General features: G+C 72.5%; 13 protein-coding genes and 2 CRISPR repeat arrays. Of the genes, 1 reads left to right on the top strand and 12 read right to left on the bottom strand.

Annotated elements, in window-relative coordinates; translation table 11 throughout:
- Positions 1-927: 927 nt before the first annotated feature.
- Positions 928-3,459, top strand: coding sequence for a Helicase associated domain protein (locus tag ACGFXC_RS35870; RefSeq protein ID WP_393719117.1), 2,532 nt, complete (start codon positions 928-930; stop codon positions 3,457-3,459).
- Between the two features lie 910 nt (positions 3,460-4,369).
- Here the strand turns inward: ACGFXC_RS35870 and ACGFXC_RS35865 are convergent.
- From ACGFXC_RS35865 to ACGFXC_RS35810, 12 genes are all read right to left on the bottom strand, one after another.
- Complete coding sequence (locus ACGFXC_RS35865) at positions 4,370-5,704, bottom strand: hypothetical protein (protein WP_393719116.1); 1,335 nt, start codon at positions 5,702-5,704, stop codon at positions 4,370-4,372.
- 22 nt (positions 5,705-5,726) lie between these two features.
- A complete protein-coding gene (locus ACGFXC_RS35860; RefSeq protein ID WP_393719115.1) occupies positions 5,727-7,148 on the bottom strand; it encodes a mobilization protein in 1,422 nt (473 codons plus the stop codon).
- Positions 7,148-7,567 (bottom strand): hypothetical protein, encoded by a 420-nt coding sequence (locus ACGFXC_RS35855; protein WP_393719114.1) that lies wholly within the window; start codon positions 7,565-7,567, stop codon positions 7,148-7,150. The genes ACGFXC_RS35860 and ACGFXC_RS35855 overlap by 1 nt, the downstream gene beginning before the upstream one ends.
- A gap of 432 nt (positions 7,568-7,999) precedes the next feature.
- A CRISPR array of direct repeats spans positions 8,000-10,490; the repeat unit is 29 nt; unit sequence CGGGACACCTCCGCTCGCGCGGAGACCAC.
- An 18-nt stretch (positions 10,491-10,508) separates the two neighbouring features.
- Positions 10,509-10,820 (bottom strand): type I-E CRISPR-associated endoribonuclease Cas2e, encoded by a 312-nt coding sequence (gene cas2e / locus ACGFXC_RS35850; protein ID WP_393719113.1) that lies wholly within the window; start codon positions 10,818-10,820, stop codon positions 10,509-10,511.
- Positions 10,817-11,812 (bottom strand): type I-E CRISPR-associated endonuclease Cas1e, encoded by a 996-nt coding sequence (gene cas1e / locus ACGFXC_RS35845; protein WP_393719112.1) that lies wholly within the window; start codon positions 11,810-11,812, stop codon positions 10,817-10,819. Before cas1e ends, cas2e begins: the two co-directional genes overlap by 4 nt.
- Positions 11,809-12,477 (bottom strand): type I-E CRISPR-associated protein Cas6/Cse3/CasE, encoded by a 669-nt coding sequence (gene cas6e / locus ACGFXC_RS35840; RefSeq protein WP_393719111.1) that lies wholly within the window; start codon positions 12,475-12,477, stop codon positions 11,809-11,811. The genes cas1e and cas6e overlap by 4 nt, the downstream gene beginning before the upstream one ends.
- Entirely contained in the window at positions 12,474-13,328 is an 855-nt protein-coding gene (gene cas5e / locus ACGFXC_RS35835; RefSeq protein ID WP_393719110.1) for a type I-E CRISPR-associated protein Cas5/CasD, read from the bottom strand. The genes cas6e and cas5e overlap by 4 nt, the downstream gene beginning before the upstream one ends.
- Complete coding sequence (cas7e, locus tag ACGFXC_RS35830; protein ID WP_393719109.1) at positions 13,325-14,503, bottom strand: type I-E CRISPR-associated protein Cas7/Cse4/CasC; 1,179 nt, start codon at positions 14,501-14,503, stop codon at positions 13,325-13,327. The genes cas5e and cas7e overlap by 4 nt, the downstream gene beginning before the upstream one ends.
- A 21-nt stretch (positions 14,504-14,524) precedes the next feature.
- Positions 14,525-15,145, bottom strand: a complete 621-nt coding sequence (gene casB / locus ACGFXC_RS35825; protein ID WP_393719108.1) for a type I-E CRISPR-associated protein Cse2/CasB — start codon at positions 15,143-15,145, stop codon at positions 14,525-14,527.
- 152 nt (positions 15,146-15,297) lie between these two features.
- Positions 15,298-16,983, bottom strand: coding sequence for a type I-E CRISPR-associated protein Cse1/CasA (gene casA, locus ACGFXC_RS35820; RefSeq protein WP_393719107.1), 1,686 nt, complete (start codon positions 16,981-16,983; stop codon positions 15,298-15,300).
- Between the two features lie 219 nt (positions 16,984-17,202).
- A complete protein-coding gene (locus tag ACGFXC_RS35815; protein ID WP_393719106.1) occupies positions 17,203-19,974 on the bottom strand; it encodes a CRISPR-associated endonuclease Cas3'' in 2,772 nt (923 codons plus the stop codon).
- A 182-nt stretch (positions 19,975-20,156) separates the two neighbouring features.
- Positions 20,157-23,107: direct repeats of the CRISPR family, unit length 29 nt; unit sequence GTCCTCTCCGCGCGAGCGGAGGTGAGCCG.
- Between the two features lie 140 nt (positions 23,108-23,247).
- Positions 23,248-24,270: a UDP-N-acetylmuramate dehydrogenase gene (locus tag ACGFXC_RS35810; protein ID WP_393719105.1), complete on the bottom strand. Its 1,023-nt coding sequence runs from the start codon at positions 24,268-24,270 to the stop codon at positions 23,248-23,250.
- Positions 24,271-24,282: the final 12 nt, after the last annotated feature.

Below are 24,282 nucleotides of genomic sequence, written 5' to 3'. Positions count from 1 at the left end.
CATCGCTGCGCTCGACGGGGCCCGGCTGCGCCGGGCCAGTGCGGGCCTTCGGCCGGGGTCCTGCGCTTCGCTCCGGACCGGTTCGAGGCGTCGCTGCGCTCGGCCTCGAACGGCCCGCTCCGCGGGCCCGGGTGACCCCGTTTCACGGGGTCCGGGCCTTCGGCCCGTTGGGCGGGTCCGCTCCGCTCCCCCGCCCCGGTCCTTCCGGCTCCGCCTTCAGGACCAGCCCGCTCCGCGGGCGCCGGCAACACTGTCGGTGGTTCTCCCGGTCGAGTGCAGCAGGTGTACGGGGGCTGGGCTCCACAACGAAAACCCGCTGGACCTACATGTTCCAGAGGCGGCTATTCTTCACAAATTTGACGAACGGAGTACCGGCTTCGCTAAGTGACGCGTTGGGGTCATCGATCGGAAGGTCGGCTCCTCCGCACTGGTTGAGGGCTCCCAGGATCGGAAGGCCTGCCAGGTTTCCGGTCGCCGCTCCGGTGCCACTCGTCGTGTTTCCCTCGGCCTGCGCCCCCTGTCGGTTCGTGCAGGATGTCCCGAACGCCGGCGACAGGACATCCCCGACCCCGCCGGCCGCTGCGGGCGCAGCTCCAGCGAGTCCCGCGCCGAGCGCTACCCCGGCGAGGGCAAGGACCATGGGTGCACGTTGCATCATCATGCCGGGACAACGACAGGCCCCCGCCCGGGTTCCGCCGAGCGGAACCCGGAGCCGGTCCCCCCGCTCGTTCACTGGGTAGGGTGAAACTTACATCTATACCGGATGTACCTGTGTAGTATCACGAGGAACCCGCTGCCACCATCCCGTCGGACAGGGCTCCCCGCAATTCACGTGAACCGGTATCCGTGAATTCGGATGCTGTGCACCATCCCGAGAAAACCGGCCACTACCCCGGGAATGCGTCCCCTTTCTGATGGAGGAAACACGTGCTGGAAACCGGTGACATCACGCTCCGGCCCCACCAGGAAGAAGCGGTGGAGGCCATCGTGCGCGGACTGGACATCCCACCCGGGGGACTGATCCCGAAGAACGGGCTGCGGGCGACGGTGGTGGCGGCGTGCGGGACCGGGAAGACGTTCATTGCCGCAGCCGCCGCCCTCAAACTGGCGCGGCACGGCCGGGTCCTGGTCCTCCTCCCGACGCTGGACCTGCTGACGCAGACGGTCGGCGAGTGGCGGACCGCCGGGCACACCGGGCCGGCGGTCGCCGTCTGCTCGCTCGATGGCCATCCCGCGCTGTGGGCCGGGCGGGTGCGTACGACGACCTCGGCGCCGCAGCTCGCGCTGTGGCACGGGAGCGGGCCCGTCACCATCTACGCCACGTACGCCTCCCTCGGCGTGATCGCCGAAGCCCACCGGGGCGCGTACGGGATGGAGCTGGAGGCGTTCGACCTGGTGGTCGTGGACGAGGCGCACCGCACCTCGGGGTCGGCAGGGAAGGCGTGGGGGGACATCCACCGCCAGGCCGTCATCCCCGCGCACCGCCGGCTCTACATGACCGCCACCCCGCGGGTGTGGGCCGAGCGGCCCCCGCGCACGCGGGAGGAGGAACGGGCGCAGCACCAGATGCGGAAGGCGGTTGAGGCGGAGCGGAAGGCCGAGGCGGAGGCCGAGGGGCGGGCGTATGTGCCCGTGCCGCGGTGGGACCGGCTGCCCAAGGAGATGGCCTGCTCCATGGACGACCCGCGGGTGTTCGGGCCGGTGGTCTACGAGCTGTCGCTGGCGGACGCGATCTCGCGGGGGCTGCTGGCGCGGTATCAGGTCGTGGTCGCCGAGCTGACCGATCCCGTGGTGACGCCGGCCCGGCTCTACAGCGAGGAACGCCACGAGGAACGGCTGCGCGGCCAGCGGCTCGCCGCGATGCAGACGGCCCTGTTGGAGACGATGGCGGCGCACGGTCTGAAGACGACGATCACCTTCCACCACCGCACGGTGGAGGCGCAGGCCTTCGCCGAAGGGCTGGACCGCGTGGCCCGTCGGCTGCACGCCGTCGACCCCGACCGGCACCCCGAAACCGTGTGGACCGGATGGCTGCGCGGGGAACACGAACCCGAGCATCGGGCCGACGTCCTCGCCGACTTCGGCCGCCGCGCGGGGCGCGCCGTGCTGTCGAACTGCCGCGTCCTGGGCGAGGGCGTCGATATCCGGGCCGTGGACTCGGTGGCCCTGATCGACCCCAAGGGGTCCGCCGTCGACATCGTCCAGGCCATCGGCCGGGCACTCCGCCAAAAGCCCGGAGAAGGGAAAATGGCGACGCTGATCGTGCCCGTCTTCCTGCGGGAGGATGAAACTCCCCAGGACATTGTTTCTTCCCGTTCGTACGGGCCACTCATCAAGGTCCTGAACGGGATCCGGGCGCATGATGAACGTGCTGTCGAAATGCTGGCGATTCCGCAGGAAAACCAGAAGCGGGTCGTGCAGCCGTCGCTCACGATCGGGAAGGCGCCCAAGGACGGTGACGAGGAGAGCCGTCTCCTGCTCCGGTTCGCGGTCCCGCGGGACCCCGCGCTCATCGCGAAGTGGATCAGCTACCAGGTCTTCGACACCGAACGCGCCGACTGGCGGCGCGGATACGAGGCCGCGTGGCGGTACCGGGAGCGGGAGCAGCACCTGGAGGTGCCGTACGACTGGGCCGAGGGCGCCTACCCGCTCGGCCGGTGGCTGTCCGACCAGCGCCGCGCCTACCGCGCCGGGGGCATGACCGGGCAGCGCGCCGCCGAGCTGGAGGAGCTGGGGATCGTGTGGGACACCGCGGACGCAGGGTTCGCCGAGAACCTGGCCGCCGCCCGTGCGTACCACGAGCAGCACGGCACCCTCGCCGCGCCGCGGCACGCCACTTCCATGGACCGGGCCCTCGGGCAGTGGCTCACCAACATCCGCCGGCCCGAAGGGCTCGGGAAGGACCCAGTGCGCGCCCAGCGGCGGGCCGATGCGCTCGCGGCGATCGATGCCGACTGGAACCCCGGCGACGACGAGCACGGGTGGACGGTGGACTGGCAACGCCACTACGCCTACCTCGCCCAGCTCCTGGCCGAAGGCGCCCGCCTCACGGCGATCCGGCCCGGCGTGACCCGGCACGGCGAGGACGTCGGACGCTGGCTCGCCACCCAGCGCCGGGGCTTCGACCAGCTCAACCCCGAGCAGCAAGGCCGGCTCGCCGCGCTCGGCGTGAAGAAAGCCGTACGCGCCCGCACGGCCGCGGTGAAGACGAGCACGACCACCGCGTCCGGGCGGGGCGCAGCCGCCTTCCAGCAGGGCGTCCAGGCCCTCACGCAGTGGGTGGAGCGGGAAGGGGAAGGCGCAGGTCTGCCGGGGCGCGGGCACGTTGAGCAGCTCCCCGGCGGCGGTGAGCACCGTACGGGGGTGTGGATCGTCAACCAGAAGCAGCGCCGCGACCGGCTCGACACCGGGCAGCTCGCGGCGCTCGCCGGGCTTGGTGTCCCGTGGGCCGAGGCGTGAGCGGACGCCGGGGAGGCCCGCAGTGGCCGGGTGCGGGGTCGTCACGGTGGGATTCCCGCGCCCGCCCTCGGGCCCGGGCTGGACTCCAGACCGGGCCCGAGCATCAACCCGCTTGCGAGCTCCAGCTCAACCACGAGCGCCACCCCGGGCGCGAGCCCCAGCCCGGGCGCGGGCCCAGACGGTACGGCCCGGCCAGGCCGGCGACACCACAGGCGCAGCGGGAGCAGGCTCGGGGGCTTGGGCCTTCACCCCGCTCCCCCGGCCGCCGCCAGCTCGGGTGCGGGTGCGGACCCCACCGCGCTCGACTCCCGCCCGCTCGACTCCCACCGCGCTCGACTCCCACCGCGCTCGACTCCCGCCCGCTCGACTCCCGCCCGCTCGACTCCCGCCCGCTCGACTCCCGCCCGCTCGACTCCCGCCCGCTCGACTCCCGCCCGCTCCGCCCGGGCCAACAGCCGGGCGGAGCGGGCCCCGCAGGACTGGGGAATGCACCCGCACGAGCAACAGGCAGCGGGCGGCGGGTAGTGGCCTTGGCCCGGCCGGAAGGACGCCGAGCAACTGCGGGCGCGGGCCGGATTCGGTGCCCGGGCTGGGCTGGGCCCCTTCCGGAACGCGCCCAGCCCGCCGTGCGAGCCCCCACCCCCGAGCACCGGCGCCAGCCCGGGCCCGAGTACGAACTCCAGCCCGGGCACGAGCACTCCCCCGGCCGCGGGCCCAGCTCCCGTCCGCGTACAAGGACCAGCCCGGGCACGGGCCCCGAGCCCGTGCCCGAGCCCGCGCCCGGGCGGGGGCGCGGGCTCGGACCCGACCGCGCGCTGCCCTTTCGTCACCGGGGTGCAGCCGCCTGCCCGTCTCAGGCCGTCCGCTCGGCTTCCACCCGCTCCGCCCGGTCCGCCGTCAGCGGCGCGCGCTATCGGGCGCGCCCCGTGCCCCTGGCCGGTCCGGCCTGCTGGCGGTGGGCCGGGACGGCGGCTTCGGCCGGGGCCGGCTGCCCGGGCGCGGCGGTGGCCGGGGTGGTGGTTGAGCGGGTGCGGGCCGCCGCTGCGGAGACCCGGATCCGTACCGGGGACGCGGGCGCGGCCGGGACGGAGGGCGGGGTCGTCAGGGCGTTCAGGGTCGCGTCCACGAGACGGCCGGCCGCGGCCGAGCCGCCGCCGCTTCCCTTCCACGCTCCTTCCTTCCCGGTGTCGGTGGTGAGGCGGGCCAGGTGCGCGGCGAGGAGTGCGGGGCCGCCCTGTTCGCGGATCTGGTTCATGCGGGCCGCGAGCAGCGGCCAGGGGCGGGAGGCGACCAGGAGGCCGGCCTGTGTCTCGGGGAGCACGTCCTTGACGAGCCCGACGATCGTGGCGTGTCCGAGCAGGTTCACGCCGAGCTGCTCCAGGGCCTTCTTGCGGTCGGCGAGGTCCAGGTCCCGGGGCACGTCCAGGCCCTCGGTGAGCGGGCCCCAGGAACGCTTCGCATCCCGGCTCGCAGGCGGCGCCCACGGATCGACGGCCCCCCCCACCGGCCTCGAAGCCGCGAGCCCGGGCCCGGTGGTCGGAGCGGTACCCGGCGCAGCGGCGGGTGCGGGCACCCGCGCGCCGCCCCGAGCAGACGCGGCCGCAGGAGCTGGGGCCGGGGCGGCTGCGGTTGCGGGGGCTTGGGCGGCGGCCGCGGTGGTGACGGCGGCGATGGCCTGGTCGACGCCCGCTCCGGCCCGGTGGGCGTCGAGGAGGATCCGGGCGACGTCGATACCGCGCTCGTCGAGCAGGCCCATCTGGGCCGCGATGTCCGGCCAGGCCGGGGAGGACACGACCGCGTCGCGCACCAGGCCCTCGGGCATCGTGGCCGTGAGGAGGTCGGCCCACCGGTTGGTGCCCTCCGCCTTCGTCCGCGCGGTGTTCGCGGCGACGGCCTGGTGGACTCCGGCGGTCATGCGGCCCAGCTGCGGCAGAAACGTGGAGAGGTCGACACCGGCCTGCTGGAGGCCGACGAGCTGGCGGGCCATCACCGGCCAGTCGGCACCCCGCATCAGCTCGGCGAGGACATCGTCGCCGATCACGCCGCGCAGCTGGTCCGCCGACCAGCCCGGCGCCATCTTGGCCGCGTCCTCGCCGAGTTCCTCCTCCCGGCCCGTCAGCCGCTTCTGGGTGGCGCGGCGGACGGCGTCGGTGATGGTCATCATCAGCCGGTAGGCCATCGCGGCGCTCTGCGCGGCCTCGCCCAGGGATTCGGCGAACGGCTCGGGCTGGGGCGGGTACGTCATCAGCAACAGCTCCCTCGGAGGGTCAGCGCGTACGGGACGGTCCCGGCCGGCCGGGATCGGGGCGCCACACCGGTACACCGGTAACGGGCCCAGCGGGCGGCAGGCCACGGCCCGGGGTGCGCACCACCCGACCGGCACGCGGCTTCGTGGCCAGGGGCCGGGCGCCGGTCAGGCCGGCTGCCTCCCGCAGCAGGACCGCCGCGTCTGCGGCGGCTTTCGCCTGCGCCCGGAAGGCCTGCGCGCGGTGCCAGTCGGCGGCGGCCTCCACCGCCTCCACCAGCGCGAGCAGCAGGGTCAGGACAAGCTCGGCGCCGCCGCCCCGGGCCGCGCGCGGCGCCCGTTCCAGGGCGCACGCCGAGGCGCGCCAGCCGGCCCGCGCCCGGCCTTCGAGGGTGCGGGCGCCGGGGGCGCGGGCGGCCTGCTCGAAGGCATCGGCCGCCGCCTGGACGCGGTCGCGCACCACGGCCGGGGCATGGGCGGCGGCCACCGCCAGGAGGTCGCCGAGCGCGGCGACATCACCGGCGCCCTCGTCCTGCCCGGCGCGCCCCAGAAGCAGCGCGGCTTCACGGATCCGGTGCTCGGCGAGCGCCCAGTCCGCGTCGGTGACGAGCGGGGTGAAGCGTTCGCGGACGCGCGGCAGGGACAGGTCGTAGGCGAGCGTCGAGCCCGCGAACCAGACCGGACGGCTGCCACGGTCCGCGCGGTCCCCGGGCAGCGCGACCGCATACCCGACGAGCGTCCCGCCGTCGTCCCGGCGTTCACGCACGCGCACCCCGGCGTCACGCAGCCGGTCCAGGAAATCGGCGTCGCCGTGCGCGAGCGCGGCCGCGGTACGCACCGTGCGCTGCAGGGACTCCCGGGCAGTCTCCGCCAGACCGCGGCGGGCCGCTTTCTCCGCCTCCCCGGTGACCGGGCGGCGGCGCGCGGTCCGGTCCAGCGGGGACATCGAAGTGAGGCCCCACCGGGCCTCGAAAGCACGGGCCGCGGTGTGCATCGCGGGGATGTCCCCGCGCACCCGGGGGCGGCGGCCGTCCTGCCGGGCGAGGGTCGCCGCGATGTGAATGTGGTCGTCCGCGTGCCGGACCGCGACCCACCGGCAGGCCTGTCCGTCGCCGTGTTCCGCGATGCCCGCGGCGTGCACCATGACGGCCGCGACCTCCGCCCACTGGGCATCCGACAAGCGGCGGTCGCCGGGGGCGTTGCGGACCGCAACGTGCCACACGTGCTCCTCCGGCTTCGGGCCGCGCAAGGCCTGAACCGGGGCGTCCAGCAGCACCGCCAGATCGGCGAGCGTCATGCGCTCCGGGGACCGCGCCGGGCACGGCAGATCCGCATCCCAGGCAGCGACGAGGTGGGGGTCGGTGTGCTCGTCGCGCTCGCCCGGACCGAAGAGGTAGTCCAGGAGATCGACCGTCGTCGAACCCGACTTCGCCTTCTTCGGCATCACGAGCGGGGGCGCCTCTCCCGCATCACCGCGACCGTCGCCGCATCCACCCGGCCGACCACCTTGAGGGCCTCCTCCACGACGGTGCCGGCCGACACCGGCGCACCGGCCCCGGGCACACCGCGAGCGTCCAGGGCGCGGAGCGCGGCCACCGTCTCCCGCAACTCGACCCGGACCTGGATCAGCTCCCGAAGGACGTCCTCCGCGTCCCGGGAAACCGGCACCAGCACATGCTGCGCGACCGCCATCACCTGCCGCCCCGCCCACGCCGCCGACGCCATCCCCTCCCGCCCCGCAGCAATGTGCACCACGGCCAGCTCGGCGTCGCTGAACGACACGTAGAAGCGCTTCCTCCGTGGCTCACCGGCCTGCCGTTCACGACGCCGCCCAACCACATTCCCATTCGCTTCGAGCGCCACCAAGGCCCCTCACATTCCGTGCCAGCAGCCACCGGCTTTCCGGCGCCCCAGGGGCTTACTGCCCCCATTACGTACTAACTGGCTGCCAATTTCTAATGCCTGAAAAACGGTTGCAGGACCGTGCGCCCGGAAGCCGGGAAACCACGCGCGCCACCACCAGACCACCACCCCGCCAACAACCCCACACCCACACCACCACACCGCCCACCAGCACGCCGCCGAGCCACCACACACCCACACCCACCCCCCACCACCCACACCAACCGGCACACCACAAAGAAGCGACAACCAACCACCGGTTGAACCTAGCCACTCGGCCGTCGGTGTGTGACTGCCTCAGAGTCCGTCTTCATCACTCGGCGGGAGAACGCGCGAGAGCTGCCGATCACACCTGCTTGTCCGCCAACCAGTGCCTGACCACCTACCGGGTCCGAACGGGCAGAACATCGCGCGGAGACCACCTCCGGCCGGCCCCGTCCGCATCCGGAGGCCGCGGGGCACCTCCGCTCGCGCGGAGACCACCAGTGGCATCGGCGTGGAACACGTGTGTCCGCCGGGACACCTCCGCTCGCGCGGAGACCACCCGGCAGGCGCTGGTACCGCCCAACCCGGGGACGGGACACCTCCGCTCGCACGGAGACCACCTGCCACCCGCCGGCGACGAAGAGCCCGGCGGCGGGACACCTCCGCTCGCGCGGAGACCACGCGGAGTCCGACGGCGTGAACACCCCGGTGATCGGGACACCTCCGCTCGCGCGGAGACCACGCCTGGGACTGGGTGTGGCAGAAGATCCTCAGCGGGACACCTCCGCTCGCGCGGAGACCACGGCCGCCCTCACCCTGAGGGCGGCCCAGGAGCCGGGACACCTCCGCTCGCGCGGAGACCACCAGGTGACGGACGTGTCGTTGGGCTGCCAGGCCGGGACACCTCCGCTCGCGCGGAGACCACAACGAGACCGGCATGCACGACGTGAAGAACATCGGGACACCTCCGCTCGCGCGGAGACCGCGGCACTTCACCCGTCCGCAGCATGTGCAGGTGCGGGACACCTCCGCTCGCGCGGAGACCACCTCGGCGGAGGCATCTGCCTCGGCATCGCCGCCGGGACACCTCCGCTCGCGCGGAGACCCACGCCGGCGGTCTCCCCGTTCCTCCCCATGGGCACGGGACACCTCCGCTCGCGCGGAGACCACCTCTCCTGGTGCAGCCGCCGGAGCAAGAGCGACGGGACACCTCCGCTCGCGCGGAGACCACGTCAGTCGTTGAGGTAGACGTTCGGGTGGTTCTGGGACACCTCCGCTCGCGCGGAGACCACCCAGTTCAGAGCACCGGAGCGCCCCTCCTCAACGGGACACCTCCGCTCGCGCGGAGACCACCAGCACCCCGCGCTGGCGCCCGCTGTGGCCACCGGGACACCTCCGCTCGCGCGGAGACCACGAGGTGTTGTCCGCGGCCCCGTCCGCCTTGTTCGGGACACCTCCGCTCGCGCGGAGACCGCCTCCCTGCGGCCGGGGTCGGTGCGACAGCCGTCGGGACACCTCCGCTCGCGCGGAGACCACATCTCCTCAAGCCGGTCCGACACCTCCTGGCGCGGGACACCTCCGCTCGCGCGGAGACCACCGGCAGATGTACTGCCGCGCCTTGGTGTCGAGCGGGACACCTCCGCTCGCGCGGAGACCACTGCCGATCGGTTTTCCGGGGGGTTTCCGGCTTCGGGACACCTCCGCTCGCGCGGAGACCACGCGGCGGCCTCCCTCTCCTTGCGGCCGGCGGCGGCCTCCCTCTCCGGGACACCTCCCCTCGCGCGGAGACCACATCACGGTGATGCGGGGCGTAGCGGGGCATGACGGGACACCTCCGCTCGCGCGGAGACCACCGTCCCGCCCTGCGGGATCCAGCACCAACTCGCGGGACACCTCCGCTCGCGCGGAGACCACGCTGGCCGTGCGGCCGCCCGCGCCGTTGTCGACGGGACACCTCCGCTCGCGCGGAGACCACCCACGCCAACCGGAATCCCCCCTCTCGTTTGCGCCTTCCGGCGGGACACCTCCGCTCGCGCGGAGACCACAGAAAGCCCCCGCCTGGAGGATCAGGCGGAGGCGGGACACCTCCGCTCGCGCGGAGACCACACCGCGACGGACCACGGCACCCCGAGCTGCACCGGGACACCTCCGCTCGCGCGGAGACCACCGCTGAGTGCGGCCGGCCCCGGGACGGACCGCCGGGACACCTCCGCTCGCGCGGAGACCACCAGAAACCCGCCCCGGCGGGTCGGGGAGGGGCCGGGACACCTCCGCTCGCGCGGAGACCACGACCGGCTCATGGCCGCGTTCGACATGCTCGGCGGGACACCTCCGCTCGCGCGGAGACCACTGATTGCCCCCGCCGCCCGAAGAAAAGCCCGACGGGACACCTCCGCTCGCGCGGAGACCACGCCTTGCGGGCCTTGGACTTCGCCTTGGCCGCCGGGACACCTCCGCTCGCGCGGAGACCACCCACTATGACCCGTGCATGCGGGAGCTCCGTGCGGGACACCTCCGCTCGCGCGGAGACCACACTCGGAGCTCATCCCCGCCCAGCCTCAGCGCCGGGACACCTCCGCTCGCGCGGAGACCACACGGCGATGCCCAGCAGCACCGCGGCAAGCTGCGGGACACCTCCGCTCGCGCGGAGACCACCTGTCGCGGGTGGTGGGCCAGGTAAGCCGGTGCGGGACACCTCCGCTCGCGCGGAGACCACATCAGCCAGTAATGGACCCGGGTCAGTTCCGGCGGGACACCTCCGCTCGCGCGGAGACCACCGAATTCCCATTGCGCGCAGCGTGCGCATGACCGGGACACCTCCGCTCGCGCGGAGACCACGGCCTCGGGAACGCAAGAAGCCCCCGCCGGGGCGGGACACCTCCGCTCGCGCGGAGACCACCCTTTCTGAGCTGCAGCGTTAGGTCGAGTTTGCAGATTCTTGACTCTCGAGCCGGAAGCCGACCAGGGTCAGTCCGTCGAAATCGACAGGCGAGCGGCGTTGGCTGCCACTGGTGCGTAGCTCGAATCCTTGTTCGTTGCCGCTTGGGTAGGCGAGGACAGCAGACCCATTTTGGCAAGCGGCGGTCACCGAGGACCATAGTTCGTCGCGCACGCGGGCGGAGACGGTGCCGATGTACAGCTCTGGGGTGACTTCGAGGAGCCATCGGGTGAGTGCGCCTCGTAGGTGCGTTGGTACTGCTGTGGCGGCGATGACGATCATCGAGGTCATGTCGGGGCACCGGTGGAGGAGGCGTGGTTCGTTCCGCCGGGGATGGGCCCGGTGACCGGGTCCCAGAGGTCGACGAGTTCTTCGTCGAGGTCTGGGGTGGTGTGCTGGGTGTCTGGGGCGAGCAGGTCCTGGATGTCGGCGACGATCCGAGGCAGGAGGCGGAAGAGCCGTAGGCCGTCGCGGAAGGACCTGCGAGCTGCTGCTTCGGGATTGGTGGAGGCGTGGAGGGAGAACGCGAGGGGGATGGTGAGTTGTGCTTTGTAGAGGTCGGCGATGTCGTAGATGAATGCTTGCTGGTTGCCTGAGTGGACGAAGCCGAGGGCTGGTGAGCAGCCGAGGGCGAGGATGGCGGCGTGGACGATGCCGTAGAGGCAGGTGTTGGCGGCGGAGAGGGTCAGGTTGACGGGGTCTTGGCTGTCCCAGGCTGCGGGGTCGTAGGTGCGGCGGAAGCGGCCGATTCGGTGTTGCTGGGCGAGGAGGCGGTAGTGGGCCTTGACGCGTTGGCCTTCCATTCCGCGTAGCTGTGCGAGGGAGGTGCCGGCGGGGGCGGTGCCGGTGCCGAACCGCTTCTCGTACATGGCGGTTGCGACCGCGGTGCGTTGGGTGTCGTTGGACCAGGTGCGGGCCTGGCGTTCGAGCCAGGTGGTGCTGAGGGAGTCGGGCAGGGTTGCGGCGTAGCAGCGGACTCCGCCGGAGCCGGTTACCAGGACGGTGGTGCCGTGGCGGGCGAAGGTGGTGAGGGCGCGGGCGGTGATGGATGTGCCTGGGCCCAGGAGTACGCAGCTGAGTGCGGCGGTGGGCAGGTAGACGGTTTCTTGTCCGCGTGCGGTGGCTACTTCGGCGCGGACGCCTGTGTCGTCCTGCTGGATGCGGACCAGGTCGAGGTAGAGGAAGGACAGGGAGTCGGCGATGCGCGGCAGCATCGCGAGGGTGGGTTTGGCGAGTTTGCGGCGGGCGTCGTTGGTGGGCTGGTGGGGGTGGGGTGTGGTCATTGGGGCTCCGGCCTGGCGGGGGCGATGCTGAGGAGTCCGCATCCGTAGGGCTTTCCGCGGCCGATGCCTTCGAGGATTTTGGTGCGGAGTTGTTCGGGGTCGAGGACGGTGGCTGTGCCGTCGAAGCGTGTGCGGGTGTGGTGGATGCGCTGGCGGTCGCCGGAGTGGGGGGTGCGGGTGCCGTGGGCGGTGTCGAGGGGTTGTGCGTGGAGGTTGGTGATGTTCAGGCCTGCGGCGTCTGCTTGGCGGAGCCACCATTCGTCGGCTGCGGTGCCGGTGAGGGCTACGACGGCGGGCAGTTTGTAGGCGGCGCGGGTGGTGGCGCCGGGTTTGCGTACGGGGCTGGCGACGCAGCGGTAGCGGATGGTGAGGCCGGGTCGGAGGGCTTCGAGGAGGGTGTCGAGGGGTTTGGTGGTGGCGGTGCCGTAGGTGGTGGGGAGTTTGGTGAGGTCGGGGTGGTGGTTGCTTTGGATGAGGAGGTGGGGGCCGGTGGGGGTGTCTTCGGTGCGGTGGAGGACGCCGAAGCGGGCGCGGGGGTCGGGTCCGGCGTTGTCGGGGAAGAGGGACATGAGGCGGCGGTGGAGGTCGACGGCGGTGCGGGTGTCGCGTCGGGCTTGTGGTGAGCGGGGGTCGGGGATGATGCGGGTGAGGTAGGCGGCGGTCATCGGGGGCTGCTTTCGGGGTGGGTCAGGTGGGTGGTGGTGTAGGCGGTGAGGGTGTGGAGTTGGGGGGTGCCGAGGCCTGCGTACTGGGCGCGGGGCAGGTGCAGGCTGCGGTGGTAGGCGGTGCGGGCGCGGTAGCTGCGGCGGCGGGGGTGGAAGGTTTCGGGCTGGTCGTTGATCTGTCCGGCGGGGGTGTCGCCGTCTGGGTCGGTGGCGGTTGTCTGGTCGGTGGGTGCGGGGAGGCGGCTGAGGGGCTGGTCGGAGGTGAAGGCGATGGGGGTGTGCTGGTGGGGGCGGGGTGGTGGGGCTGCGATGGGCAGGTGGACGAGGTGGTGGAGGGCGTCGTCGCTGGTGCCGAGCAGGAGGGGTCCTTCGGGCGGGCAGGAGCGGCGGCCCAGGTAGAGGGGCCACCTGGGGTGGGTGAGGGCTGCGGCTGCGTGGTGGAGGAGCCGGTCGGGGGTGTGTGGCGTGGCGGTGAGGGCGGCGGTGAAGGCGGCGTCGGCGAGGTAGGTGCGGTGGGTGAGCAGGGTGGTGGAGTTGCCGGTGCGTTTTTTGCCTTCGGCGGTAGTGACCGTGGCGCGTGCCGGGAGACCGCCGCCGACGGTGTGCAGGTCGCGCAGGGGGATGCCGGGGCGGTCGGTGCGGATGGTCAGGGTGAGGGTGGCGAGGTCGTCGATGGGTTCCTCGCGGTGTCTTCCGAGGGCGGAGGCGAGGAGGCCGATGAGGGCGGAGCGGGTGGGGAAGGGGGCTGTGTCGCGGTCGTTGAAGTGGCTGAGGCGTCCCCAGGACTGCAGGGGGCCGGTCAGGCGGAGCAGGATGCCTGCTTCGGGTGCGGGCCGGGTGGGGGTGTTCATGCCCGGGGTCCGTCGGGCTGGGTGAGGGCGGTGGTCACGGTGGTGGTCAGGAGGTCGTCGAAGGAGTCGTGGCGGGTGCCGAGGCCTTGGAGGGTTTTGGTTTCCAGGCTGGTCCAGCCGGCGGTGACGATGTGGCGGGTGCCGAGCATGGTGTTGGCGGCGCGGGCGTAGTCGGCGAGGGCTTCGCGGGTGGGGGCGCCGTATCCGCCTTCGTGGGCGGCGGTGACGGGCTGCTCGAATGCGGCGGCGTAGGAGAGGGGGCGGTCGGATCGGACGCTGATGTGGACGAGGTCGGGGATGGTGTGGGCGGCGGTGGAGTTTTTCTTGGCCTGGGGCAGGGAGGTGATGAAGGCCTGGAGGAAGCCGTGGGCCAGTTCGCGGAGCTGCTGGGGGTTTCCGCCGGTGTTGGCGGTCAGGTCGCGCAGGTCGAGGGTGGCGTAGCGGTAGAAGGTGCCGGCGCTGTGTTCGGCGTGGCCCATGTGGCCGCTGCCGCTGGAGTCGGCCCAGGCGGCGGTGATGTCGTCGACGGCGGAGAAGTAGTCGAGTTCGATGTCGGTGGCGTGGGTGGTCATGGCGTGGGCGACTTGGACGGCGCCGTCGACGCCGGCGTCGTCGACTTCGGCGAGCATGCGGCCGAAGAGGTTGATGACGCCGTTGCGGGTGCGCAGGATGGTGTCGATGTTCGGCTTGGGCAGGATGCTCTTGTCGGTGGGCTTGGTGATGTCCTTTGCTGTTTCCAGCTGGTCGCGGTGGTGGGTGGCGAGGTCGGCGAGTTCGGCCACGGCGGCTTCAGGGACGTAGACCATGGCGTTGGTCAGGACCTTGTTCGCGATGGTCTGCTTGGGGTGGTCGGGGTCCTTGGCGAGTTCGAATTTGCTGCAGGCCGCGGCGAGGTGGGCTCCGGCGCGGGCGGCGAGTTGCTCGGGCCATTCGCGTTCGAGGAGCAGGCGGGTGACGCGTTCGCCGATGCGGCGGGTGCGCAGGGCGCTTTCTCCGGTGTGGTCCTGGAAGACGGTGCGGATGGCCCGCTTCCAGGACTGGCTGCTGACGCGGGTACGGAGGGTGTTGCCGTACTGGACGGTTTTGACGGAGTTGGTGTCGTCGCGGTTGAGGTTGGCGAAGGGTACGGACTGCACGATGTGGATGTCGATGAAGCGTGCGGGTGCTGTGGGCATGGCTGCTCTCCTTGGCGTGGGTCAGGGCGCGGTGGGCTGGTCGGGGGCGGTGAGGGTGTCGGGGTCGGCGCGGTCGGCGCGGGCCCGGATGCGGTAGTAGTCCTGCAGCCACCGGCGGGCGATCCTGCCCGAGTGGCGGTGCCAGTGGGCGAGGTCGGACAGCAGCTGGGTGAAGTCCACGGGAACGTCGAGGGATCGCAGGTGGGTAACGGCGGCGGGCAGATGGCGGTGCAGGCCGGGCAGACTCTGCCGGGTGAGCAGGTTCAGGCGGCTCTCGGCCGTGCCGGGCCGCATGCGGCCCTCGCTTCCGGGGCCGACGGCGGCCGCGAACGCCGCGCCGAGGCTGGTGCCACGCTCGGGCAGGACGGCGGGGGGTTCGGCGGCGCTCGCACCCGGGTCGCTGCGGGCGGGGGTGTCCTGTTCGTCGGTGGCGGCCGGGCTGGCGGGCGGAGCGGGCCGGGGCTGGGCGGCGATCATCGAGGCGATCGCGTAGTAGGCCTGCTGGACCTCGAGCGGGGTACGGTCCTGGGGAAGGTACGGCGCGATGAAGCGGTGCATGCGCGGAACGGCGTCGAGGTCCTTGCGCAGGCCGCTGCGCAGCGCGGCTCGTGCGCCGGGATCCTGGGCGCACAGGTGCTGCACCCAGAGTACGAAGTTCTTCTCGCGGCTTGCGCGTTCGGCGGCGCGCGGTCCTGGTACCGGTGGCGGTAGGGGCTGCTGCGTTCGAAGTGGCGGGTCCTGTGGGGGTGTGGTCGTCATCGTGTCGCTCCGTTCGCCCTGTGGCCCGGGCGTCCTCATGGCTGCTTCTTCTTGTGGGTCGTGCGGGTGCCGCCGTAGAGCTCGGTGCGGGCTTCGCTGACGGCTTTGGCTCCGCGCTGGGTGCGGGTCACGGTCGCGGTGACCGCGTCGTAGGCCTCTTCGGCCAGGCGCAGGAACGCCTTGCGTGCCTCGGTGGTGTCCAGGCCGGGTTCTTGCGGGTTCTGGCCGCGGTCCAGGGTGGCGAAGCGGTCCCAGAATTCCCGTTCGGCGCGGGGCCAGTAGCGTCCGGCTGCGTCGGCGAGCCAGGACCCGGCGTCGGATTTCGGGTTGTTCATGTAGGCGGTCCAGGCGCGCCGCACCGCGCGTTCCAGGCGCCTTCCGTGGGTCTCTCCGAGCTGGCGCAGCTGGCCCACGGCGGGGGCTGTGTGGGGGGCGCGTTCCTCGGCCAGGTCGAAGACGGCGGGGGTGGAGGCGTCCACGAACTGGTGGTCCTTGGCCTGTCTGTCCTGGTCGAAGCCGAGGGCCCGCACGCGCAGCCGGCCGGTGACTTCTTGGGCGATGCGGAAGACCGCCGGGCGGACGGGCTGTGCGCTGCCGGCGGGCTTGAGGAGTAGCAGGGCGTCCAGGTCCCGCCACAAGCCGCGGGTGGCGTCGGCGGGGCGGGGGTAGCGGTTGTCCTGCTGGCTGGTCTGCCAGATCAGGAAGTCGTCGTCGCGCGGTGCTCCGGGCAGGCGGTAGGCCCAGGTGATGTAGGCGTCGCCCACCAGCGGTTCCGGGAGCCGAGCGGGGCCGGGCGCGGGCTCGTTGGGGCGCGGTGGTGTCGTGGGGCGGCTCACGGGTCCCGGGGAGGGCGTTGGTTGTGCGGCGTCGTTGTGGGGGACCAGCAGGAGCGCGTGGCGGGACCGGGCTGTCAGGCGCGAGCACGGTCCGTGCGGCAGCGGGGGCGGGGCGTCCGGGTCCGGGAGCTCCTCCCATTCCCACGGGCACAGGTCCTGCTCGGGACGGTCGGTGGTCTTGGCGGGGACCAGCCCGGCCAGGAGTGTTTCGAACAGGCTGTCGCCTTCCGGGTGGAAGGACAGTGCGGTGCGCAGGGGGCCCGCGGTCGCGCTGGCGGTCTTCACTCCCGCGACCTCGCGTGCCGAGCAGCGGCCGGAGGGGCCCCAGTAGTGCCACACCAGCAGATTCAGCACGGCTTCCGGTACGGCCGGCAGATCGGGGCGGGCATCGGTGCCATGCCGGAACCAGGAAAAGTTGTTGCCCGCGGACCGGGTGACGATCAGTTTGTTCACCCCGGCCGTGTTCGCCGGGTCGCACTGGCGGGCCAGACGCGGGTCCTGCATCCACGGCCGGCCCCCGACCGGGTCGAACACGAAGAACCGCTCGCGCCAGCGGGCGAAGTACCCCTCCACCCCGCCCGGCCGGCCCGGCCCGCCGGTAGAGCCGGGCGGAAGGCGGCCCTCATCCAGGATGTCCTCGCGCCGCTCGCTCCAGTCCGGTCCGGCGCTGTCCAGACCGGTGACCCGCGCGGTCAGCGCGTACAGCACCCGCAGCAGCGCCGCGTGCGCCGGAGCGTCCGTGACGGCCAGCTGGGCGATGTCCTGAGCCCGCAGCAGCAGCTCCCGCAGCCCCACGCACTCCGGTAAAGGCCCGCCGGCTGCGTCGGGCCGCCACCGCACGGGGACCCACGGCTCCTCGATCAGGCTGTAGACGCCCTCTGGCATGGAATCCATCCGATCCGTAGACGGTGAGGCGGGTACCGCATGGCGGGCGGGCACGCCGTTTGCTGTGCGGGAGCAACAACCGGAAGTCGCCCCAGGGCAGCGCAGACGGCAAGGCCACACACTCCACAACCGAAAAATCTCTAACTACCCTTTATTGGCCGGTAGTTGCACCTTAGCGATGTTTGTCACCGCTGGTAGGGGAGTCCGCGAAAGCTGCTCTCAGATCTCTTCGAGGCCTGCGGCGCCGATGCTCAGGGTCCGCCCGGCGTGGCGGCAGGCCCACCCGCTTGAGGGGGCCAGCTGCATCGGGAGCAGCACCACGTCCCGCAGGACCGTGTGCTTGCTCCAGCCGTCCGGCTGGGGGTGGCCCTGTGCCGCGGCGAGCCAGCGGCCGGGTACGGGCACCACCCACGACATGATCTCGGCGACGTCTTCCCGTGACAGTCCCCGGGCGGGCAGCGGCATCGTCCCGGCCTCGTCAAGGGTCATCACGCCGCCGCCCTGGTCGTAGAGGCACACCGCGCGGCCGGAGTCCGCGCCGAGCCGGGTCACCAGCAGTTCCTCGCTCACCCCGGGCTCGCGATGGGTCAGCGCGGACAGGTCCCCCCGCACGTCCTGCGGTGAACAGATCGCTGTGAGGTCCGCGAGGAAGGCCTCGGCCGACTCCCCGGCCTGCCGCTCGCCGTCCAGCCGGGCCAGGTCCCGGCGCACCGACTCCTCCAGACCGTCGACGAAGTCCGGCGCGTACACCTGGTCGACAAGCCGCTGCACATCCCCCGGCACCGCGATGCCTTCTCTGCAGTCCGCCACGAGCAGCGAGGTCCGGTGGAGCAGACCTGCGTCGTAGACGCGGCCCCACGCCGCCGGCGGCCGGCTGCCCGGGCCCTGCCCTGCCAGCGGGTCGAGGACGACCAGCCTGGGCGCGTCCTCCCGAGCCGCCCATGCCGGGCGGCCCGCGGCACCGCGCACGTGGCGGCGGCAGCGGCCCGCCCGCTGCAGGAGCTGGGCCAACGGGGCCAGGTCGCTGATCACGATGTCGAAGTCGAGGTCGAGGGACTGCTCGACCAGCTGCGTCGCCACCAGAATCGACGCCGGCCGGCATACTGCCGGTCCGGTGGCGGGCTTGCCGTACGCCTCCTCACACTGCGCGGTGATCGTCTGCCGCACCCGCGCCGGGTACCGAGCGTGCAGCAGCCGCAAACCGCCCGGGCTCGCCGCCAGCCCGGGAAACGCCTCCGCGAGGTCGCGGAACGTGCGCTGCGCTTCAGCGACCGTGGTGCAGCAGACCAGGGCGGTGCCGCCGTGGTCGGCGAGGGGCGCGAGTTCCTCCCGAAGCGCCTCCCGCCGTCCGCCCGCCCGCACGCTCCCCTGCTCAGCGGTGTCCCACACCACCGGCCGCGCGGCCACCTCCAGAGTCCGCTCGCGCCCGCTGGCTACCTGCCGCGGCCGCGACACCGCGCCCGTGGCCGCGCTCACGAACAGCCAGCCCGGATAGCACGGCTCGACCACCGTGGCGTCGCCGAACCCGGCCCCCCGCCGGTAGGCATCGACCAGCGACGTCGCCGAACGGCCCGTCAGCGTGGCCGACAGCAACACCACCGGCGCACGCAGAGCCCCCAGCCACTCCAGCAGCCGCACCAGCAGCTGGTGCATCCACGGCCCGTACGCATGCGCCTCATCGACCACCAGGACCTTCTCCGCCAGCCCGAACAGCCGCATCGGCCCGTACTTCACCGGCAGCACCCCGGTGAGCACCTGATCGACGGTGCCCACCCCCAGCGGAGCCAGCAGTCCCCGGTGCCGCCCGCCCAGCCACGCCTCGGCCTCAGCAGCGGTGAACTTGTCCGCGCTCACCTGCGCCGTCCCCTCCAGCCCGGCCTCGGCCGCCGGACGCAGCCACGCCATCGAATGCAGCAACGCCATCGACCGGTCCCCCGTCAACGCCGACCGGGCGAAGCGGCCCACCCGGGGAAACATCGCATCCGCGGTCGCCATCGTCGGCAGTGCCACGTACAGGCCCCGGCAGCCGGCCGCGCGCCCCAGCACGGACGCCGCGAACAGCGCCGCCTCCGTCTTCCCGTCGCCCGTCGGGGCCGTGACCAGCACCAGCCCTGGCCCGCCCTCCTCCACCAGAGCGGGCAATTGCCCGACCAGGTCCCGCTGCAGAGGATTCGGGCCGAACCCGAACATCTCCACGAAGTCCTCGGCCGCGAACCGTGCCCGCCCCACACCCGCCGCACGCACCACACCCGGAGCCGCATCCCGCGCCCTACGCCAGTGCCCCTCAACCTCGGCGGCCGAACCACCCCACCCGGCCGCGGGCATCAGCGACTCCACCACCTCCGCCTGGCTCACCAGCCAGTCGGACACCACCACCAGCCCCCACACCACCACGGCCAGCTCGGCAGGCAACCCGCCCTCCGGCACAGCCACGGCCCCCGTCACCCGCCGCAGCTCCTCAAAATGCAGCCGCCGCTGCTCCGCCCAGCCCCCGCCGCCCAGCCCCGGCTGATACGCCGCAGCGGACGCCAGCTCCCTCGCCTCCAGCACCCCGCCGAACAGCCCGTGATGCCCGCCCAGCAACTGCGCGACCTGATGACTCACCGCGTCCCGCAACGACCGCCTGCCACCCGGCCGAACCCGCCCCAGCGGATACCCCGCCTCCTCCAGCAGCGCAGCCACAGCCCAGTGCGACGCCGTCTCATGCCGCAACACCGGCAGGTCCCCCACGCCCCTCGCGAGCGCGTACACCGGATCCGCGCTCAACCGCGCGAACGCCTCCCCCACCTGCGCCTGAAACCCCGGCGTGATCTTCCCTAAATCATGCAAACCAGCCCAGAACGCCACCACCGACCGCGCCTGCCCCACGGACAGCCCAAGCGCCTCACCGATCCGAGCCCGGGTCCCCTCACCCAGCACCTCATCCCACAACACCCCGCACACCGCCGCCGTATCCAGCAGATGACACACCACCGGATACGGCCCCGACACACCCCGGGACTTCCCCCAAAGCCGCCCATCAGGACAACCCGACATCACTACTATGCGCTCACGGTCCACATCCACACACTTAGCAGGCACCACTGACAACCAACCCCCCACCCACAAAACACCCAACAACCAACAACCGCAAAGCAACGGCAAAGCCCTGAAAGAACCACAGCTCAAAAAGGGTCCTCTCCGCGCGAGCGGAGGTGAGCCGCAGTCCAGTGAACCGGCGGACCCGGCGGGCCGGTCCTCTCCGCGCGAGCGGAGGTGAGCCGTGCGGCGGCACCATGTACAAAACGATCGAGACGTCCTCTCCGCGCGAGCGGAGGTGAGCCGGCGGCAAGACGCATCGCGCCGAACGCCGATGAGTCCTCTCCGCGCGAGCGGAGGTGAGCCGACGACCGTCCTGCTCATGCCCGTGGTGCACGCGTCCTCTCCGCGCGAGCGGAGGTGAGCCGCGCTCGCGGGAGTTGAACTGGGTGGGGTCGCCGTCCTCTCCGCGCGAGCGGAGGTGAGCCGCTGTCCGACGATCGACGTCACGCCAGGGACCTGTCCTCTCCGCGCGAGCGGAGGTGAGCCGGCGTCGGTCGCGATGAGGTGGTCGAGGCGTGCGTCCTCTCCGCGCGAGCGGAGGTGAGCCGCTTCTCTTGCGTGAGGTCGGCCTGGAGTCGGGGGCCTCTCCGCGCGAGCGGAGGTGAGCCGGACTCGGTGGAGGCGGCCCAGATGTGCCGGAGGTCCTCTCCGCGCGAGCGGAGGTGAGCCGGTGCCGCTGCTGACGGCCTGGCCGCGCGTTGTGTCCTCTCCGCGCGAGCGGAGGTGAGCCGTAGAAGCGGGCCTCGTTGTCCTGGAGGAGGTCGTCCTCTCCGCGCGAGCGGAGGTGAGCCGGCTGGCGGTACTGGTGACCACCACGCGGGGATGTCCTCTCCGCGCGAGCGGAGGTGAGCCGATCTGCGCCTCGGTGACGGTGGTGGCGTTCCTGTCCTCTCCGCGCGAGCGGAGGTGAGCCGCCGAAGCGGGTCACGGCGAAGGACCGCATCCTGTCCTCTCCGCGCGAGCGGAGGTGAGCCGCATGTGGAGCCCTGTTCGGGCGTCAGCAACCTGTCCTCTCCGCGCGAGCAGAGGTGAGCCGGCCCCTCAATGAAGGGCCTTCCTCATGTCCACGTCCTCTCCGCGCGAGCGGAGGTGAGCCGTCCACCTCGGCGAAGCGCCGCCACTGCCAGTCGTCCTCTCCGCGCGAGCGGAGGTGAGCCGCCTGGCTGCCGTCGGTACGGCGGAGGGTGGTGGTCCTCTCCGCGCGAGCGGAGGTGAGCCGCCTGGCTGCCGTCGGTACGGCGGAGGGTGGTGGTCCTCTCCGCGCGAGCGGAGGTGAGCCGCGGGTCAGGAGCTGCAGGCCCTGGGTGTCAGGGTCCTCTCCGCGCGAGCGGAGGTGAGCCGCACCTTGTAGGCGTCAGCAAATGCCAGGCGGCGTCCTCTCCGCGCGAGCGGAGGTGAGCCGTCGGCCTGGGTGTGCAGGTGCGCGAGCGGTTCGTCCTCTCCGCGCGAGCGGAGGTGAGCCGGCCTGCGCGAGGGCGTCCTCGCCGGCGCGCTCGTCCTTTCCGCGCGAGCAGAGGTGAGCCGCGGGTCAGGAGCTGCAGGCCCTGGGTGTCAGGGTCCTCTCCGCGCGAGCGGAGGTGAGCCGCAGCAGGCCGCGGACATGGCGGTCGCCGACCTGTCCTCTCCGCGCGAGCGGAGGTGCGCCGTAGAGCGTGAACGTGACCGTGCTCGGGAAGCCGTCCTCTCCGCGCGAGCGGAGGTGAGCCGCACGCGGACCTGGCGTACGCGGGTACGATCCAGTCCTCTCCGCGCGAGCAGAAGTGAGCCGATCCGTCCCCGCGAACTCACAGGCGTGTGACAGTCCTCTCCGCGCGAGCGGAGGTGAGCCGCAGCCCCGGCACCAGCTTGACGAGACCGTCATGTCCTCTCCGCGCGAGCGGAGGTGAGCCGGGAACGCCTCAGGCGGGGTGGATGAGGGCCGAGTCCTCTCCGCGCAAGCGGAGGTGAGCCGCTGATCCAGAACGTGCTGCTGCTCCTGGCGGTGTCCTCTCCCAGCGAGCGGAGGTGAGCCGTAGCAGTCGAACAACAGTTGTTCCGGTGAGCCGTCCTCTCCGCGCGAGCGGAGGTAAGCCAGGATGGGGCGACCTCGCAGATAGGCGTGGGCGGGTCCTCTCCGCGTGAGCGGAGGTGAGCCGGTCATGGCCTGGGCCGCCCTGGACCGCGCCATGTCCTCTCCGCGCGAGCGGAGGTGAGCCGGGCGTGCCCTGCTCCGCCTGGTCCGCGTGACGTCCTCTCCGCGCGAGCGGAGGTGAGCCGCCACGGTTGCGCGCCGGCGCTCGGGTTATGAAGTCCTCTCCGCGCGAGCGGAGGTGAGCCTGATCGGCGTCAGCCGCTCCGGCTCCGGCGTCGGTCCTCTCCGCGCGAGCGGAGGTGAGCCGTCTGACGAGTACCGTAAAGCACTTGCGAAACTGTCCTCTCCGCGCGAGCGGAGGTGAGCCGGCGGCTACGTCACCTGCAGCCGCGTTGACTGCGTCCTCTCCGCGCGAGCGGAGGTGAGCCGGAGATGGAGAAGAGCGGCGAGGTCCGCGGCCGGTCCTCTCCGCGCGAGCGGAGGTGAGCCGAGGGCGTCGGCGAAATACCCCTCTGACCTGCGGTCCTCTCCGCGCGAGCGGAGGTGAGCCGCTCACCATGTCAGGCCCTCCTTCGGGCTCGGTGTCCTCTCCGCGCGAGCGGAGGTGAGCCGGACCCGGAGAGCTGATCGAGCCCTCGTGACCAGTCCTCTCCGCGCGAGCGGAGGTGAGCCGATGCCGACCATGCCGACGCTGAGCGCGGGAGCGTCCTCTCCGCGCGAGCGGAGGTGAGCCGCCGGCGTATGGGTCGGCACCGCCGGCGACCCGGTCCGCTCCGCGCGAGCGGAGGTGAGCCGCACCCGGAAGGACGACCGGTACACGAAGGCGCGCCCTCTCCGCGCGAGCGGAGGTGAGCCGGGGGCGATCGACCGGCAGATCGAGGCGTCCTCTCCGCGCGAGCGGAGGTGAGCCTCTCCAGCCGATACCGGTCACACCCTCGCAGGCGTCCTCTCCGCGCGAGCGAGGCGGGTACCGATGCCACGGCCCTGCCAGGTCGGAATGACGGCCCGTTCGCACAGGCCCATGAGGCGGCCGGTCCGGACATGCTCAGGAATGTCGGGCAGGAGGTCGGGGCCTTACCAGTACTCGGGGGTGGCGGGGAAGGCGCAGCGCATCAGACGGCCGCCGGTTCTGGGTGGAGGGCGATTCCTGTGGCCGTGTGCACGCTGGCGGCCATCTCCTCCAATGCGGTCCGGAATCCTGACGCGGTGGCATCGGCCTGGGCTGTGAGGGTGAGGGTGCGGCTCGTCGAGGAGTTCACGCCGCGGGTCACCTCGGCGCCGGGGCGGTATCCGCAGGCCTCCAGCAGCCAACCCGCACTGGCCCGCCATGTTTGGACGGGCGTGCGGTAGAGCGGGGCGCCCTGACTGCGCAGGGCGTGGACCTGGTCGTCGGTGACGGTGGGGTTGAGGAAGCAGGAGCCGGCCTGGCGGTGGTCGTGTCCGGCCTGGGGCAGGAGGAGCCCTCGGGCGGCCCGGTCGTGCAGGACGGCGGCCGCCGCTTCTGCGAGCGGAGGGCTGCTGTTCAGCGGGGCGTGGAGTGCTGTGGCGAGGTGCTGGTAGGTGACGGGGGCCGCCGCGGTGGAGGCGGTGAGGTGGAGGGTGAGGGTGAGGATGGTCCAGCGGTTGGGGTGCTGCTTGAAGCGGCTGGTGCGGTAGCCGAAGCGGCACTCGGCGGCGGGGATCCGTGTGGTGCGGCCGGTGGTCCAGTCGTGGGCGGTGACGGCGGCGAGCCGGTCGGCAATCTCCTGCCCATACGCTCCGGCGTTCTGGACCGGTGCTGCCCCGGCGGTGCCGGGGATGCCGCCGAGGTACTCGATGCCGGAGAGGCCGTCGGCGACGGTGTGCGCGACGAGTGCGGCGAGCGGGTGGCCGGCGGCGACAATGACCTCGACCTGGCCGTCGGCGAGGTGGCGGGTGCGGATGCCGCGGGTGGCCATGTGGATGACGGGCCGGGTGGTGCCCTGGTCGGGGGCGAGGGTGTTGCTGCCGCCGCCGAGGGTGAACGGCCGCCCGGGGTGCGCGGCGGCCGTGCGGGCGAGGTCGGGCCAGTCGGCTTCGTGTGTGTGGCTGAGCCAGAGCGGCGCGGGGCCGCCCAGGCGCAGCGTGGTGTGGTCGGACAGCTGGTGCTGTCCCATGGAGGGCCTCCC

Origin of the sequence: Streptomyces sp. NPDC048507, assembly GCF_043199995.1 — a bacterium.
In the GTDB taxonomy this organism is placed as follows: Bacteria; Actinomycetota; Actinomycetes; order Streptomycetales; family Streptomycetaceae; genus Streptomyces.
This window is presented reverse-complemented; position numbering and strand designations above follow the sequence as displayed.